The sequence below is a fragment of the Cohaesibacter intestini genome, assembly GCF_003324485.1.
Taxonomy (GTDB): domain Bacteria; phylum Pseudomonadota; class Alphaproteobacteria; order Rhizobiales; family Cohaesibacteraceae; genus Cohaesibacter; species Cohaesibacter intestini.
Map to the genome: position 1 here is coordinate 14516 of NZ_QODK01000004.1, position 16334 is coordinate 30849.

The 16334-nt window shown below is 57.7% G+C and carries 10 protein-coding genes and 1 pseudogene; 6 read left to right on the forward strand and 5 right to left on the reverse strand.

Annotation, left to right across the window (positions count from 1 at the left end; genetic code table 11):
* Positions 1 to 90: 90 nt before the first annotated feature.
* A complete protein-coding gene (locus DSD30_RS21600; protein WP_198662978.1) occupies positions 91 to 1269 on the forward strand; it encodes a citrate synthase family protein in 1179 nt (392 codons plus the stop codon).
* 11 nt (positions 1270 to 1280) lie between these two features.
* Here the strand turns inward: DSD30_RS21600 and DSD30_RS14725 are convergent, their stop codons facing one another.
* On the reverse strand, positions 1281 to 4352 hold the full coding sequence (locus tag DSD30_RS14725; RefSeq protein WP_157967723.1) for an aminotransferase class III-fold pyridoxal phosphate-dependent enzyme: 3072 nt from the start codon (positions 4350 to 4352) through the stop codon (positions 1281 to 1283).
* A gap of 137 nt (positions 4353 to 4489) precedes the next feature.
* A complete protein-coding gene (locus tag DSD30_RS14730; RefSeq protein ID WP_114010494.1) occupies positions 4490 to 5671 on the reverse strand; it encodes a pyridoxal phosphate-dependent aminotransferase in 1182 nt (393 codons plus the stop codon).
* Between the two features lie 271 nt (positions 5672 to 5942).
* On the opposite strand from DSD30_RS14730, the gene DSD30_RS14735 reads away from it, so the two are divergent.
* Both DSD30_RS14735 and DSD30_RS14740 read left to right on the forward strand, forming a co-directional pair.
* A complete protein-coding gene (locus DSD30_RS14735) occupies positions 5943 to 6761 on the forward strand; it encodes a creatininase family protein (protein WP_198662979.1) in 819 nt (272 codons plus the stop codon).
* Positions 6762 to 6844: 83 nt separating this feature from the next.
* Positions 6845 to 9019 (forward strand): annotated as a pseudogene (locus tag DSD30_RS14740) (heavy metal translocating P-type ATPase); the annotation flags it as partial.
* 47 nt (positions 9020 to 9066) lie between these two features.
* Here the strand turns inward: DSD30_RS14740 and DSD30_RS14745 are convergent.
* Entirely contained in the window at positions 9067 to 10056 is a 990-nt protein-coding gene (locus DSD30_RS14745) for a Leu/Phe/Val dehydrogenase (protein ID WP_245418491.1), read from the reverse strand.
* A gap of 311 nt (positions 10057 to 10367) precedes the next feature.
* On the opposite strand from DSD30_RS14745, the gene DSD30_RS14750 reads away from it, so the two are divergent.
* Together DSD30_RS14750 and DSD30_RS14755 are read left to right on the forward strand one after the other, a co-directional pair.
* Positions 10368 to 11036 carry a DUF1007 family protein gene (locus DSD30_RS14750; protein ID WP_114010497.1) on the forward strand — a complete coding sequence of 223 codons (669 nt, stop codon included), beginning with the start codon at positions 10368 to 10370 and terminating at the stop codon, positions 11034 to 11036.
* Between the two features lie 47 nt (positions 11037 to 11083).
* Positions 11084 to 12094: a nickel/cobalt transporter gene (locus DSD30_RS14755; protein WP_157967724.1), complete on the forward strand. Its 1011-nt coding sequence runs from the start codon at positions 11084 to 11086 to the stop codon at positions 12092 to 12094.
* On the opposite strand, the gene DSD30_RS14760 is transcribed toward DSD30_RS14755, so the two are convergent.
* Both DSD30_RS14760 and DSD30_RS14765 read right to left on the reverse strand, forming a co-directional pair.
* Positions 12091 to 12795, reverse strand: coding sequence for a response regulator (locus DSD30_RS14760; RefSeq protein WP_114010499.1), 705 nt, complete (start codon positions 12793 to 12795; stop codon positions 12091 to 12093). The genes DSD30_RS14755 and DSD30_RS14760 overlap by 4 nt on opposite strands.
* A gap of 405 nt (positions 12796 to 13200) precedes the next feature.
* Entirely contained in the window at positions 13201 to 14598 is a 1398-nt protein-coding gene (locus DSD30_RS14765) for a cache domain-containing protein (RefSeq protein ID WP_114010500.1), read from the reverse strand.
* Positions 14599 to 15078: 480 nt separating this feature from the next.
* Here DSD30_RS14765 and DSD30_RS14770 point away from each other — a divergent pair, with 480 nt between their 5' ends.
* Entirely contained in the window at positions 15079 to 16182 is a 1104-nt protein-coding gene (locus tag DSD30_RS14770; protein ID WP_114010501.1) for a TRAP transporter substrate-binding protein, read from the forward strand.
* Positions 16183 to 16334: the final 152 nt, after the last annotated feature.

Sequence of the window (16334 nt, forward strand, 5' to 3'; positions counted from 1 at the left end):
TATCTGCCCTTAGACTTGACGATCCTGTCATCATTGATCAATCTTGATTCAAACAATCAATATATCACGACTTTGGTAGGGAGCGTGGCCATGGCGGCCCTTTACATGACGGCGAAAGAAGCGGCGGCGGAATTGGGTGTGCGGGTTGAGACGCTCTATTCCTATGTATCCCGCGGGTTTATCCGGTCACAGGCGGGGCCGGGGCGGTCCAGACTCTATGCATCGGATGATGTGCGGGCGATGCGGATGCGCAATGGAGACGCAGTGCCGACCATGGGACCCGAGGTGCGCGACAGCGGCGATGTCATTCGGTCAAGCTTGACTTACATTGACGAGGCCGGGCCGCATTATTGTGGCCGATCAGCTATCGAGCTGGCGCAGCATGGCACATTGGAGGCGACGGCCACCCTTTTGTGGGACTGTGGTGCGGTCAATCCCTTCAATCGCGAAAAACCGCGTCGTCCGATTGCCTCTGCGCCCGCTGCCTTGCGTCCCGTCGAGCGGGCGATGGTGATGTTGTCTGCGTGGCCGTTGGTCGACCGGTCCGCCTATGCGCTGCATCCCTCCATTCTCTGGGCCCATGGGGTGGATCTTTGTCGTCTGGTTGCCTCGGAGCTGGTCAATGTCCCGCCCGATGCAATTCCGATTGCAGACCTGATTGCCAAAGGCTGGGGCGTTGACGGGGCGACGGACAGGCGGTTGATCAGTATGGCTTTGGTGTTGTCTGCAGATCATGAACTGAATTCGAGCGCCTATGCCGTGCGGGTGGCTGCGTCCACCGGGGCGCCTTTGCATGCGGCCATCGTTGCGGGCATGGGGGCGTTTCTGGGGCCCAAACACGGAGCTGCCAGCGAACGGGTGGATCACTGGTTTGAAGGCATGGTGCGAGAAGCCGATCCGGCCTTGGCGCTTGAGAAGCAATTGATGCGGGCAGAGGACCTGCCCGGCTTTGGCCATCTTCTTTATACGAATACGGATCCGCGAGGCAAATGCCTGATGGACGCCATACGGGCGGCACATCCTGATCATCCGGGCGTCCTTCTGGCAGATCAGGTGATTGATCATGCTCGGGCCCTGTTTGGCATTGCGCCGAATATCGATTTCTCACTTGCGCTGATGAAACGGGTTTTGAAGTTGCCAGAAGGGGCCGGGATGGTGCTGTTTTGTGCCGGGCGCATGGTCGGCTGGATCGGGCATGCGCTGGAGCAATATAAGAGTGGCGCGCAGATCCGTCCGCGCGCTCTCTATGTGGGTCCCAAGGGTATATAAGGCGGATTGACTCAGAGCGTGGCGAAGGCCCGGTCCAGCTTTTCGATCACCTCGTCGATATGTTCGGCCTTGATGCAGATCGGCGGCTTGATCTTGAGCACATTGTCAAACGGGCCGTCGGTGGAGAGCAGCACGGCTTCGTTTTTCATGAAGTTGATGATGCGGCCTGCTTTCTCGGTGGCGGGTTCCAAGCTTTCGCGATCCTCGACCAGTTCGGCCCCGATATAGAGGCCGCGGCCACGGACATCGCCGATCAACGGATATTTGTCTGCCAAGGCCTTCAGGCCCTGTTGGAAATAGGTCCCCATTTTGAGGGCATTGTCTTGCAGGCCTTCCTGTTCGATGACATCCAGCACCGCCATGCCGACGGCGCAGGAAACCGGGTTGCCGCCAAAGGAATTGAAATATTCCATGCCATTGGCAAAGGCGCGGGCAATCTGAGGCGTGGTGACGACGGCGGCCATCGGGTGGCCATTGCCGATTGGCTTGCCCATGGTGACGATGTCCGGGATGACCTTTTGATATTCAAAGCCCCACATATGCTCACCATCACGGCCAAAGCCGATCTGCACTTCGTCGGCAATGCAAAGACCACCGGCAGCGCGGACCTGATCATAGGCATGGGCGAGATAGCCGTCTGGCAGCACCACCTGACCGCCGCAGCCAAGCATGGATTCGGCGATGAAGCCAGCAGGCCCTTGATGGCCCTTGGTTTGAATCGCGGCAATGCATTCCCCGACATCTTGCGCATAGGCGCGACCGCTGTCGCTGCCATAGCCTTTGAAGCGGCCACGATAGGGATCAGGCATTTCGGCAATCTGGGTGTTGGGCGGGCAGCCTGCGCCGCCATTGCGGTCAAATTTGTAGGGGCTGACGGCGACATTGGCCGCCGTGTTGCCATGATAGCCCCAATTTACGCAGATCATGTCGCTGTTGCCAGATACAGTGCGGGCCATCCGCATGGCCAACTCATTGGCCTCGCTGCCTGAACAGGTCAGATAAACCACTGAAAGCGGATCGGGCAGGGTGGCGGCGAGCCGCTCGGCATAGTTGATGATCGTGTCGTGCAGATAGCGGGTGTTGGTGTTCAGCCTGCGGGCCTGCTTTTCCAGCGCTTCGACCACATGAGGGTGGCAATGGCCGACATGGCAGATATTGTTGACCAGATCGAGATATTCCCGACCCGTTTGGTCAATCAGAAACTGCCCCTTGCCGCCGACAATCTTCAACGGTTGTTTGTAGGACAGGCTGAGGGATGGGCCTATGGCGTGATCGCGGCGGGCTTTGAGGTCGCTGACGCTGGTGGCGTCGGTCTCAAATGCGGCGGGGTGGAAATCGACGATCAGATTTGGATCGGGGCAGATATCGCCCCAGACATCCATTCGGTTGGGTTCGCCTACCCCATAGAAATCCCCCGTCTCACCGAGCAGATCGAGGATGATCTGGAAATGCAAATGGGGCGCCCAGCCGACATTGACCGAGGCGTCGCCAATATAGCCAATTGGGTCGCCTGCCTTCACCTGCTGACCGGGGCTGAGCAGATCAAGGGTCGCCAGCGACAGGTGACCATAGAGGGTGAAGAAATGGCTGCCCGTGTCGCCTGCCTGATGTTTGAGGATCACGGTGGGGCCGTAATTCTGGTATTCGGCATTGTTTACCACTGAGACCACCTCGCCATCGAGCGGAGCAAAGATCGGGGTGTCCACGTCGATGAAGACATCAAAGCCCAGATGGGTGCTGCGCCAGCCTGACCCCTCGCGGCTCTTGAAGGCATCGGTGCGGTAGCAATCGCGGTCTTCGGCATAAAGCCCGATGGCATAGGTCGCTTCGGTTTCAGTCATTTTTTGCTGGATGAAGGCCCAATGGGCGTTGCCATCGGACAGCAGCTCCAAGCCTTCTGCGCCCTTGGCGTAAGACACCAAGATGCGGGCTTCGCGCTTCAGTGGGCGGGCAAAGATCGGGGCGAATGAGCTTTGATTGGCCTTCAGCCATGGCAGGACCTTGTCGCCATTGGCGGTGGCGCATTTGCCTGCTGCCTTGCGCCATGCGGCGGCAACAAAGCGCAGATTAAGCCGATCAAGGCGGGCGAGCAGGTCAAAGGCGGGTTTCTGGCTGATGGTCAGATAGGCATTGTCCGGGTAGCTCGCCGCGCGGTGGGAGCTGATGCAGACTGACATGACCAGCCGCATGGCCATTTGCATCGGCAGGACGGCCATCTCAAGGTCTGTGAGGGGACATTCTGCGCAATAGGCGGCGACAATATCGCTGCCATCGCTGATCAGATCATCGCTCTCCATCAAGGCATAGGCCAAGGTGACGGCCAGCTCGTTGACCCGGCGGGAATAAACCATGTCGCCGAAATCGATCAGGCCGACAGTGCCCTTCTGCTCGTCGACAATCAGATTGAGATCATTGGCGTCGTGATGGATGATCGCGCCGGGCAGGCGAGCGAATAATGGCTTGGAGATGATGTCATAAAGCGCAAAGAAGCGGGCGACCATCGCCCGGTCGGCTTCATCGGCAATGTCGGGAATAAAGGCGCGGCAGGCCTCGACATTGTCGAGATTCCACAGAAAGTCCGGCTGATGGGCTGCGGGATGGCCAAAGCCCTGCAAAGCCTGTGTCAGGCGCCCCATGGTCTGTCCCAGTGCGTGGCGTAGCTCTTTGGTCTTTTCACAATCGGCAAAGGTTACGCCATCGAGATAGGACACGGTCCGCATCCAGTTGCCACCATCCGCTTCTGGCAGTTGAATGAGGCTGTTGCCGGTCTTGCTGCACAGGATCTGTGGCAGGGCGAGGGACGGATCAACTGCCTGCAAGTGTTCGAGGGCTGCGATTTGCAGATCAAGCAGGGCCTTGTCTTCGCCCTTGTTGGCGATCTTGACCGTGTAGCGCCGATCCTTGCCGGTTGCCCCGTCTTTCTCGTCAAGGCGCATATTCTGGTCCCGCTCGCTGACCAGCTGCTTGAGGCTGCCGGTTTTGCCGTAATGTTCTTCGAGTAGGGCAAGGAGGCGCTCTTGGCTGAGATTCGGTGGCGGGATGTCAAAGGCAGACGAGGCGGAAGGGGCAGAAGGCTGGCTCATGATGATGGTCTTTTTGGCTTGAAAGGCGATCGCTGGATGAATTGTATCCAATATTCAATGAAAGGCACGCGACCGCAAGACAGGGAATGTGATTTTGCCCATTCCTTGTTCTCATGCGGTCGGAAGCGATGGCGATGCTATTTCGGCGCGTTGGCCTCGAGAAAATCCCCCATGCGGTCAATGGCGTTGAGGATGTTATTTAGGCTGTTGGCATAGGAAAGGCGGATATAGCCCTCCCCATGGACGCCGAAGTCTGGCCCACCGATGGTGGCGACGCCGGCTTCTTCCAACAGGCGTGAGGAGAGCTCCTTGGCCTTGAAGCCTGTCGCCTTGATGTTGGGGAAGGCATAGAAGGCGCCCTTTGGCGTGATGCAGGAAACGTTGGGCAGGTCGTTCAAGGCCTCGACCACCGCTTTGCGGCGGATGTCGAACTCGTCCATCATGTAATCGACTGCTCCTTGCGGGCCTGTGAGGGCGGCGATGCCGGCAAACTGGGCGGCGCTGTTGACGCAGGAATAGGAATTGACCGCCAGCTTGCGGGCATCATCCAAAATTTGCGCGGGCCAGACGGAAAAACCCAACCGCCAGCCGGTCATGGCATAGGTCTTGGACCAGCCCGACAGCAGAATCAGGCGATCAGCCAGTTCGGGATAGCTGGTCAGGCTCTGATGGGCTAGGTCATCAAAGGTCATGCGCGAATAGATCTCGTCGGACATGATGGCCACCTCGGGCCATTGCGCCAGTCCCTTGACCAGTTTGTCGATTTCAGCCTTCGGGGTGACGCCGCCGGTCGGATTGGATGGACTATTGACGATGATCAGACGGGTTTGCGGCGTGATCAGGGAGAGCAACTCGTCTGCCGAGAAGGCAAAGCCATTTTCCTCCCGAAGGGGCACAGGCACCGGGCGGGCGCCGGTGAATTCGATCATCGAGCGATAAATCGGGAAGCCGGGATCGGGATAGAGAATGTCCGCCCCGGGCTGGCCGAACATGGTGATGGCCATATACATGGTCACCTTGCCACCGGGCATGATCATGATCCGGTCCGGGGCTATGTCGGCTCCGTGGCGCAGTTTGAGATCGTCAGCCACCGCCTCGCGCAGGGCCGGGATGCCATTGGCCGGGGAGTAGCCATGCTCGCCGGCTTCCAATGCCTTGACTGCCGCGCTGACGATGTGATTCGGGGTTTTGAAATCTGGCTGGCCGATGCCCAGATTGATGATGTCGCGTCCTTGCGCGGCCAGATGGTTGGCGCGGGCGAGGACGGCAAAGGCATTTTCGTCGCCCAGATTGGCGAAATTGGCGATGGGGTGAAGCATGATTGGCCTCCCTTGGCGATCTTGTTGGTTGGCGATACGATAGGCGCAGAATGGGCTTGGGTAAAGTGACTAAGGGCTTGTGTGGAGGGAAGTATGGGATTGCTTTGCAAGGTGAATTGATGTCGGAAAAGACCGTCAGATCTTGAATCCTTCGAAATCCGCCTTACCATTAAGGGGAGGCACCACTCTGGTGCGTCTCGCACGAATGCACTCGCTCTCTGTCCTCTTTGTCTGTCGCACGCTGTTTCGTGCCTTGTAGGAAGGTCATGACATGATCAAATGTCCCATGATCAAACATCTGTGGCGCGATATGAGCCGCGACGAGATTGCTGAATTATCTGCGCGTGATCCGATTGCCGTGTTGCCGATTGCCGCGATTGAACAGCATGGGCCACATTTGCCCACGGGCACCGACGCGCTGCTGGCGGAAGGCTATGTCGAGCACTGCATCGAACGGATGGATGAGGGTCTGCCGCTGGTCTTTCTTCCTGTCCAACAGGTGGGCTGGTCCGAGGAACATCTCGATGCGGTCGGCACCGTTACCTCGAGTTGGAAAACACTTCTGCCGCTCTGGACCGATATTGCCCTGTCGGTCAAGCGGGCCGGGATCCATCGTCTCGTCGTGATCAACAGCCATGGGGGCAATGTCCCCTTGATGGATATTCTCATCCAGGATCTGCGGGTGCACCATGGCATGCAGGCCTCGGCCACCAACTGGCTGCGCTTTGGCTATCCCGATGGGATGTTTACGGCGGATGAAATTGCCTATGGCATTCATGGGGGCGCGGTCGAAACCGCCCTGATGTTGGCTCTACGCCCCGATCTGGTGGCGATGGACAAGGCAGACATCTTCCCTTCCGCGCAACAGGCAAGGGCCGAACAGAATGACCATGCTCGCTTCTATGGACGAAAACAGACCGGTTGGTTAGCAAGCGATCTCAATCCAAAAGGAGTGGTGGGCGACGCCTCCCTTGCGACGGCTGAGATGGGGCAAAAGCTGCTTGATCATTTGGTCGATGGCTTCCTTGCTTATGCTGCCGAGCTTCAACGCCTTCCCTTGCCAGCTCCTCTTTCCCTCCCAAGTAGGTAATCATCATGTCTGATCTTGCTGCCACTCCTTCTGCTGACCTGTCAAAGGGCGCGGCGGACGCTCAAACTTTTGTTTTTGACGTGACGGGGATGCATTGCGCGGCCTGTTCGTCGCGGGTGGAACGGGTGCTGAATGCCAAGGCCGGGGTCAGTGCTACGGTCAATCTGGCGCTGGAACGGGCCGATGTGGCGGTCAGCGGCGACTTTGACGCGGACGCCATCAAGGGCTTCATTGAGAAAACCGGCTTTGGTGCCACCTTGCGCGAGGGGTCTCTGGCTGAGCGGCAAGAGCAAGCCGAAAAGCTCGATGAAGCGCGCAGTGAAGAAGAAAAGCATTCCTTCTATTTGTTCCTCTTTTCTGCCGTGATGACCGTGCCGCTGGTTGCGCCGATGATCGGTATGGCTGTGGGGCTAGATTGGCATCTCAATCCTTATCTCCAGTTGGCGCTGGCTTTGCCGGTGCAGGTGATTGTCGGGGCGCGCTTTTATCGCGGAGCCTTTGCGGCGTTGGCCAACAAAGCGGCGAATATGGATGTGCTGGTGGCGCTCGGCACCTCGGCGGCCTTTCTATTCTCACTCTATCAAGTGGCTATGCTTGGGGCGCAATCGGCGGGGCATCTTTATTTTGAGGCTTCGGCGGCAATCCTGACGCTGATTGTCTTTGGCAAATGGCTGGAAGGCCGGGCCAGACGCTCGGCGGCGGATTCTTTGCGGGCCTTGATGGGGTTGCGCCCACGCGAAGCGCGGTTGATTGCCGCTGATGGTTCTGGCGACCAGATGGTGGCGATTGAACAGGTGTCGGTTGAGGATCTGATCCGGGTGCTGCCCGGTGAAGTGGTGCCCGTTGACGGGGTGATCGAGCAGGGCGAGAGCGAATTTGACGAGGCTTTGTTGTCGGGTGAAAGCGTGCCGGTGTTGCGCAAAGCGGGCGAGCGGGTGATTGCCGGGGCGGTCAACGGGGTTGGCTCCGTCACCCTCAAGGTGGCAGCGCTTGGAGATGATACGGTGCTGGCGCGGATCATCCGGCTGGTGGATCAGGCCCAGACGGGCCGTGCTCGGATGCAAAATCTGGCGGACCGGATTTCCGCAATCTTTGTGCCGATCGTGGTTGGTCTGGCGCTGGTGACTTTCTTGGGCTGGCTGTTTGTGTCCGGCTCGTTCGAAAGCGCGTTGGTTGCCTCCGTGTCGGTGTTGGTCATTGCCTGCCCTTGTGCACTGGGTTTGGCGACGCCGACGGCACTGGTGGCGGGCACCGGGGCGGCGGCGAAGAATGGCATTTTGATCCGCGATATTGATGCGCTGGAGCAGGCGGGCAAAGTTTCCCATGTGGTGTTTGACAAGACCGGCACCCTGACCGAGGGCAAGCCGAGCCTTGCACAGCAACGTTATTTCGTCGACGGACAAGACGCCGAGATCCTTGCGTCGGTGGCCGCCGTGCAGGCGGGCAGCGAGCATCCGCTGGCCAAGGCCTGTGTAACCGCTGCCGCCGACCAATCCCTGTCTCTGCCCCAATGCGAGGCCACCACGGCCCATGTGGGCGAAGGGGTGGAAGGGCTGGTGGATGGCGTGCGTTATCTGATTGGCACATTTGACTTTCTCAAGCGCCACGGGGTGACGCTGGATGGTGTCGAAACCGCAATGGCCGATATGGCTGCTGATGGCCTGTCCGTATCGGCGGTGGCCAAAGGGGACCAATTGGTCGCTTTGTTAGGGTTCCGCGATGAAGTGCGACCCGAAGCCATCGAAGCGATCCGGCTGCTCAAGGACAAAGGCTTCAAGACCATGTTGCTGAGCGGAGACGCAGTGCAGACGGTTGCCCGTGTCGGCGATGCGCTTGGCCTTGATGATGTGCGTGGTGGCGTATCTCCGCAGCAGAAACTTGCAGTCCTGTCCGAGCTTCAGGATGCGGGTCATGCCGTGGCGATGATTGGCGACGGGCTCAATGATGCGCCTGCCTTGGCCAAGGCAGATCTAGGGATTGCCATGGGATCGGGTACGGATGTCGCCATCGGCGCTGCTGCCTTGACCTTGATGCGGGAAGATACGCGCCTTGTGGCTTCTGCCTTCGAGATTGCCCAGAAAACCTATCGCAAGATCTGGCAAAATCTCTTTTGGGCCTTTGTCTATAATGTGATCGGCATTCCATTGGCGGCGTTTGGCTTGCTCAATCCGGCCTTTGCCGGGGCGGCAATGGCCTTCAGTTCGGTGTCGGTGGTCAGCAATGCCCTGTTGCTGAGGCGCTGGCGCGCCGCCCATTGATGCATTGACTGCCGGATGGAGACCATCCGGCAGGATTGGTTTGGCTGTCAGCCCCTAAAACGCTGTTCAGCCATCCGGTCGGCGATCAGGGCGGTGGGCTCTCCGGTGCGTGTCGCTTCGGCAAAGATGGCAGAGAGGGTGTCTCCAATGGCCTCTGTGCGGCGCGTAACACTGGCGTGCGCGCTGGCGCTGACTGGTTCTGCCACGGCGATGACGCCGCCCGCATTGATGACATAATCCGGCGCATAGAGAATGCCGCGACTGGCGAGCAAGGCCCCGTCGGTGGTCTGTTCGAGCTGATTGTTGGCGGCTCCCGCCACGATCGCCGCCTGAATGTCCGGAATGGTGTGGCGATTGAGGCCTGCCCCCAGCGCACAAGGTGCAAAGATATCGCATGGCACCCGATGGGCTTCTTCTGGCGATATGGTTGTGGCCCCAAAGGCATCGACGGCGCGGGTGAGGCTAGGTTCCCAGACGTCAGACACAATCAGCTTGGCCCCATCCCTGTGCAAATGCTCTGCCACGCGGAAGCCGACATTGCCCAGACCTTGCAGGGATACATGCTTGCCGGTCAGATCATCATTGCCAAAGACATGATGAGCCGCGGCCTTGATGCCGCAATAGACCCCGAGCGCCGTATAGGGGCTGGGGTCACCAAGGCCTGCTTCGCTGGTGCCGCCGACATTGGGGGCAATGGTGGCCATCAGGTCTGCGTCGGCACTGGTGATGCCGACATCTTCTGCGGTCACATAGCGATCGGCCAGGCATTTGACGTGATGGGCAAAAGCCTTGAGCAGCGCGGGGCTCTTGTCCGTATGGGCATTGCCGATGATCACCGACTTGCCGCCACCATGGGGAAGACCCGCCAGCGCATTCTTGTAGGTCATGCCTTTGGACAGGCGCAGAGCATCGGTCAGGGCTTCGTCAGCGCTGGCATAGTCCCACATGCGGCAGCCGCCAATCGCCGGTCCAAGATGGGTGTTGTGCACGGCAATGATGGCTTTCAGGCCACTTTTGGCATCGCTGCAAAACAACACTTGCTCATGGTCGTGAAACTCGGGGTGATCAAATGTCGCAGACAGTTTGAAATTTTCTGGAATCAGGTTGATTTGTTCCTCTCAGATTGCATTTTTGGGTTCATTATTGACGATTTATGAGAAAGATGCGTCTTTTTATCCTTGTAAAAGCCCTTATTGACGTTAATTTTGTTTGATATTCTCTTGGGTGAGGAATGCCTGTTTCTATCAAACTGGGGATATGACATTTTGTTGCCGAACTGTCCGGCTAGGGGGCGGTGTCCAATCTGCTTCTCGAGGAGTTAGATCATCCCATTTTCAGGAGGCTATTCATGACGAGATCCGCGATTGCCTGGAGTCTCGCAGCCATGCTGTCTGTTATGTTGTCCGTCCCGACGGCCAAGGCTCATCCTCATGTCTGGACGGCGGTGAAAACCGAGCTGATCATGAAAGACAGTCTGGTGCGTGCTGTGCGCCATCACTGGACCTTTGATGAGGCCTTCAGCGCCTTTGCCTCGCAGGGGCTGGATGAGGATGGGGACGGCAAACTGTCGCGGGCCGAGTTGCAGCCGCTGGCGCAGGTCAATGTGGAATCGCTTGAGGAATATGAGTTCTTCTCCGACCTGTATGAAGAAGGAACCGCTGCGACCAAGGAACGGATCTTTGGAGATCCGGTGGATTATTTCCTGACGATCGATGACACGCAATTGACCTTGCATTTCACCTTGCCGGTGCTGGTGGAGGTCGATGCCAAGAAGAAGGTTCTGCTCGAGGTGTATGACCCGAGTTTCTTTGTTGATTTTGCCTTCTCCTCCAAGCAACCCGCCACGCTGGTCGATGCGCCGAAGGGCTGCAAGATGGATTTGAAAATGGCGCAGGATCTCGACAGCGACACGATGGATGCGTTGGCTCAGATTCCGGCGGATCAGCGCGAGTTGCCCGAAGAATTGATGAAATTGACGGTCACGATGGCCAATCAGGTGATTCTCACATGCAAGTAACAGCGCCTGCTTTCCATTCACGGTCTTTGCTGTGTGTGGTGGTGTTTATGGCAGTGGCCTGTTGGTTGTTGGCTGCGCCAGAGGCCTTTGCTGCGCTTTCGCCCTTTGGAGTGGCCATTCCGGACACCACAGGTCCAGTGACCACGACCGGTTTGTGGGGCGAGGTTCAAGGCTGGATCCTTGCCCGGCAATCCGAATTTTATCTGGCGCTGAAGGATGCGGTGAAACAGGTGGAGAATAACCCGACAGCGCTTATCCTGCTGTTGGGGCTATCTTTCGCCTATGGGGTGTTTCATGCGGCCGGTCCCGGCCATGGCAAGGTGGTGCTGACCACATATCTGTTTGCTTCTGGCGCGACGGCGCGGCGCGGGGCGCTTTTGGCGTTGATCGCGGCAATGGTGCAGGCCTCGGTGGCGGTCATTCTGATTGGGATTGCAGCCGTGGCGCTCAATCTCACCGCGATGGCCATCACCCAGACCGCGCAATTGCTCGAACTTGGCTCCTATGTCCTGTTCGTGCTGCTCGGAGGCTGGTTGCTGCTGCGGGCCTGGCGGGGCACTGCCGAGCAGATCAGGGCCGGGGCAGCGTCACAGCCTCATGTCCATTCCGATCATGAGGATCACCACGATCACGATCATGACCACGATCATGGTCATCATCATGATCACCACCATGAGGGTAGTTGCGGTTGTGGTCACAGCCATGCGCCGAGTGTTGAAACGGTCGAGCAGGTCAAGGGGCTGCGCGGCATGGTTCTGGCGGTGCTGTCGATGGGCCTGCGTCCCTGTTCGGGGGCCTTGATTGTGCTGGTCTTCGCCCTGTCACAAAAGGTGTTCTGGGCGGGTATTCTTGCGGCCTATGCGATGGGGCTGGGGACCGGGCTGACCATCGCCATTCTGGCATTGGTTGCCGTCTATGCCCGCAGCTTTTCGCAAGGGCTGGTATCGCGCGGTCTGTCGAGCCAGTGGGTTAACTGGTTCGGTATTGTGTTGCTGGCCGCAGGTGGCGTGATCGTCATGGGCTTTGGGTTGGTCCTGTTGCTGGCAAACCTGCTCTAGGGTGCCAGCTTGTCGGTGGAGCCCGAATTGATCAGGCCCATTTCCATGGCGATGTGAGTCAGTTGGGCCGCATTGCCGCCACCAATTTTCTCGCGCATCCGCTGGCGATGGCTTTCTACCGTTCTGACACCGATCCCCAATTCGCTGGCAATCGCCTTGTTGGCTTTGCCCTCGGCAATGCCTTTGAGGACATCAAGCTCGCGCTCGGTGAGATTGTAGGGATTGCTGGCGGCCTTGTCGCCGTCATCCTTGAGGGCATCCAGAGAGATGTTTTTCGAGACATAGAAGCCACCTGCAGCAACCGAAGCGATGGCCGAGGTCATGCCGGAGGTGCAGACATCCTTGAGCAGATAGCCATTGGCGCCTGCATCCACGGCCGCTTTGACATATTCGGCATTGTCATGCATTGACAAGAACAGAATGCGGCATTTGCTGTTTTCCGAGCGGATCATGCGGGCCGCTTCCAGACCGTTGCAATTGGGCATCGATATGTCGAGCATGACGATGTCCGGATTGTGCAGACGGGTCAGATTGACCGCCTCAAAGCCATCGGAGGCCTCCGCCACAATGTCCAGATTGTCGATCATCTCCAGACGGGCGCGGATGCCGTCACGCACGAGAGCATGATCGTCGGCGATGACAATGCGCAGGCTCTTGCGGGGGGGAACCTGTGCGGTGGGGACGTCTCTGTTGAAGGTCATTTCGAACTCTCTCGGAAACAGGCCTGTGAGATTGGTTTCCCTCTTGGCGCTGGTTTCCTCCTCTGGTCGTCTTATTCGTTATGGGGCTTCCATCCGTCCATTTTGCCTGTCTTTGCGGCTGGTAGATGTCAGCAGGTGTGGCTTTGGGCCATTCTGTTGTGGTTCTGCAATATACAGGCTTGGGTCAAAAATCAAAGAAAAGCGCAAGGGGCCACGCTGAGCGGGTGGTTTCACACAGACGCGTCTCGCCTCGGTGTGGATGATCTGCTGCGTCTTTCAGGCTGTTTGTTGACGGCTGGCAACGGCCGCCGCATCGCGGGTCGCCGTTTGCCGGGATGTGACCATCCCATGTCGACCTGAGGGTTTTCAGATTTCCCCAAGGCCATACTTGCCAAACAGTTCGTATCAGATTTGGGGCATGTGAGCGATCAGTTCGACACCACCATGGTTGCCATTGCGGATCGACATGGTACCGCCATGGCTCTCCATGCGCTCGGCCATGTTGCGCAGGCCCAATCCGTCGGGATGGGGGACCTGATCGGGGTTTTTCAACCCGATACCATTGTCGGCAATCTGCAGCGTGACCTTGTTGAGGGTGTCATCGATCGTGAGAGAAATGTCGACATGGCTGGCTTTGGAATGGCGGGCAATGTTGGTCAGTGCCTCTTGCAGAACACGATAGATGGCGATTTTGGCCGTTTCCTCGATCCTGTCGCCGATAGGGTCTGTCTTGACCCGGGTGGTGATGCGCGTGCTTTCCTCGAAGTCTTTCGCCAGTTCGCGCACGGCGACCGCAAGGCCGATATTGTCAAGTGCAGAAGGATGCAGGGCCTTGGACATCCGGCGAACATCGGCAATGGAGGTATCCAGAATGGCCATGCTTTTGGTCAGCAACTGTTTGGCCTTGACTGGATCGCCCAGTTGCTCGCGAGCCAACTCGACCCGATGTCGCACGCTGACCAGCAACTGGTTGATGCCGTCATGGAGGTCATGGGAGACGCGTTTGCGTTCTTCTTCCTGCACGTCAACAATGCGCCGGGTCAGCGCCTTCAGGCGGACGTCGGCCAGTTTGTGCTCATTATAGTTGACAGCGGCGATGGCGATGGCCGTGACGACCACAGCCAACAGGGCAACCAGAAACAGGACGGTTTCGGCCTTGCGGATTTCCTTGAGCATATCACTGCGGAAAGCGACGACCTGCTGTTCGATGTCATCGAGATAGAGCCCGGTGCCAAGCATCCAGCCCCATTTGGGCAGATAGGTGGCATAGCTCAGCTTCTGGGTTTCGGTTTTGGTGGAGGGCTTGTTCCAGCGGTAGGTGAAGAAGCCGCCACCATTGATCGCCTGTTTCATCAGGCCCTGAATGATGAACTTGCCGTCTTTATCCTTGATATACCAGAGATTGGCGCCAATCAGCTCGGGCGTTGGGGCATTGACCAGACTGGTGCCAGATCGGTCATAGGCAAAGAAGTAGCCGTCATTGCCATAGTTCAGATTGTTGAGGATCCGAATGACCGCCTGTTTTGCATCCTGGCTTGGCACTTGCGCGTGGGAATATTCATGATCGATGGCAGTCAGCGCCAGTGACGCGTAATTTTCCAGCTCCTTCTGGCGGAAGGTCAGGATCCGCTGTTCGATCAGGGATGTCTCGATCTCGATCAGTCGGTTTGCACCAATATGAATGACCCAGCTCGTCAGGGCGGATGCAAGAATGATCGGTAGGATGGCGATCATCAGGATCTTCAGCTTGAAGGGCAGGTTGCCGCGCATGTCTGAGGCTTTGGTCGTTGGTGCTTTTTGCATGACTTACTCTGATGTCCGGGGATCAAGACGTCTCGTTCGGCGCTTGCTTGTGTCGGGCTGCGCCTGATTTTGGGTTGCATGGCTTGCCGACCGTGTCAAGTTATGGCCGGGTTGGGAAAGCGGTAGCGGGGCGGGGTTCGTGACCGATGTCGGGGCCGCATGTGGAACAGAATAGGTGATCATTCGACCTCCTGTGCATAATGCGGGCAAATGCTTAAATTGCCTAAGGGGAAGTTTGTATATTTTTGTTTCTCTATAGTCAGCAAGCAACATTCAACAAGCCTTTGATATAGTTTCTGGAATTTTTGTTTGAAAATTTCGCTCTGCATGTTCATATGTTTCCATTCTACATCTTTCGTCTATAGCTTTGGGGGCGGAAGGGTGCCATTCATTTCCCTTCTCTCCCGACCTGACGGTAACATTGACCACTGATCTGAAGGGATCTCCCGTTGGGCTTTGCAGACGGGAGAAGGAAGCAAAATGGATCGCCGATCTTTTCTGAAACAAGCCAGCCTCGTCTCCGGTGCCGCGGCTGCCTCCACGCTCGCGGCGCCTGCCATCGCCCAGAACAAACGCACCTTGCGGATGGTGACGACATGGCCGAAGAATTTTCCCGGTCTTGGTACGGCAGCTCAGAAGCTGGCTGACAATATCACGGCAATGACCGACGGGCGTTTGACGGTCAAGCTCTATTCCGCAGGCGAACTGGTGCCGGCCTTTGAATGCTTCGATGCCGTTTCTACCGGGTCAGCCGACCTCTATCACGGGGCAGAATATTACTGGCAGGGCAAACATAAGGCCTTCAACTTCTTTGCCACGGTGCCGATGGGGCTGACCGCCAGTGAAATGGATGCATGGATGTATCATGGCGGTGGTCAGCAACTCTGGGACGAGTTGGCTGGCAAGTTCAACATCAAGGCTTTCATGGCTGGCAATACCGGCGTCCAGATGGGTGGCTGGTTCACCAAGGAAATCAATGCTGTTGATGATCTCAAAGGCCTGAAAATCCGCATGCCGGGTCTTGGGGGTGAAGTGCTGCGTCGTCTTGGGGCTTCCGCTGTGTCTTTGCCCGGCGGGGAGGTTTTCCCCTCCTTGCAATCCGGGGCGATCGACGCAACCGAATGGGTCGGTCCTTGGAACGATCTGGCCTTCGGCTTCTACAAGATCACCAAATTCTACTATTATCCGGGCTTCCATGAGCCGGGGACGGCCATGTCCTGTGGCTTCAATCTCGATGTCTTCAACAGCCTGTCGGCTGCCGATCAGGCGATCGTTCAGCAGGCTTGCAAGGCTGCGACCGCTGACGCCTATGCCGAGTTCAATGCCAACAATGGCCGGGCACTCAATACGCTGCTGACCAAGCATGGCGTGCAGTTGAAGAAGTTCCCCGATGAAGTGTTCGACGCCATCGCAAAGGCTGCCGATGAGGTGGTTGCTGAAGTGGCCGCGGAAGATGAATTTACAGGCCGTGTGCTCGAAAGTTTCTCGGCAGCACGCAAGGAGCTTGCGGGCTGGGGCAGCATTGCTGACCAGACCTACGCTCTTTATCGCAACCGTGCCATGGGGTTGGCGCGCGACGTCTGACGCCGGTTTTGCTCCCTTGCAACAGGTGTTGCTGGGGAGCGATCGGCTCGTCGTGGATTGCCTTGTTAACCCCAGACACAGTGCGAAACTGGGCTTTTCTGCAGAAAAGAGGCTGAATTGGTCGTCCATACGACGAAAATACTATTCTGACA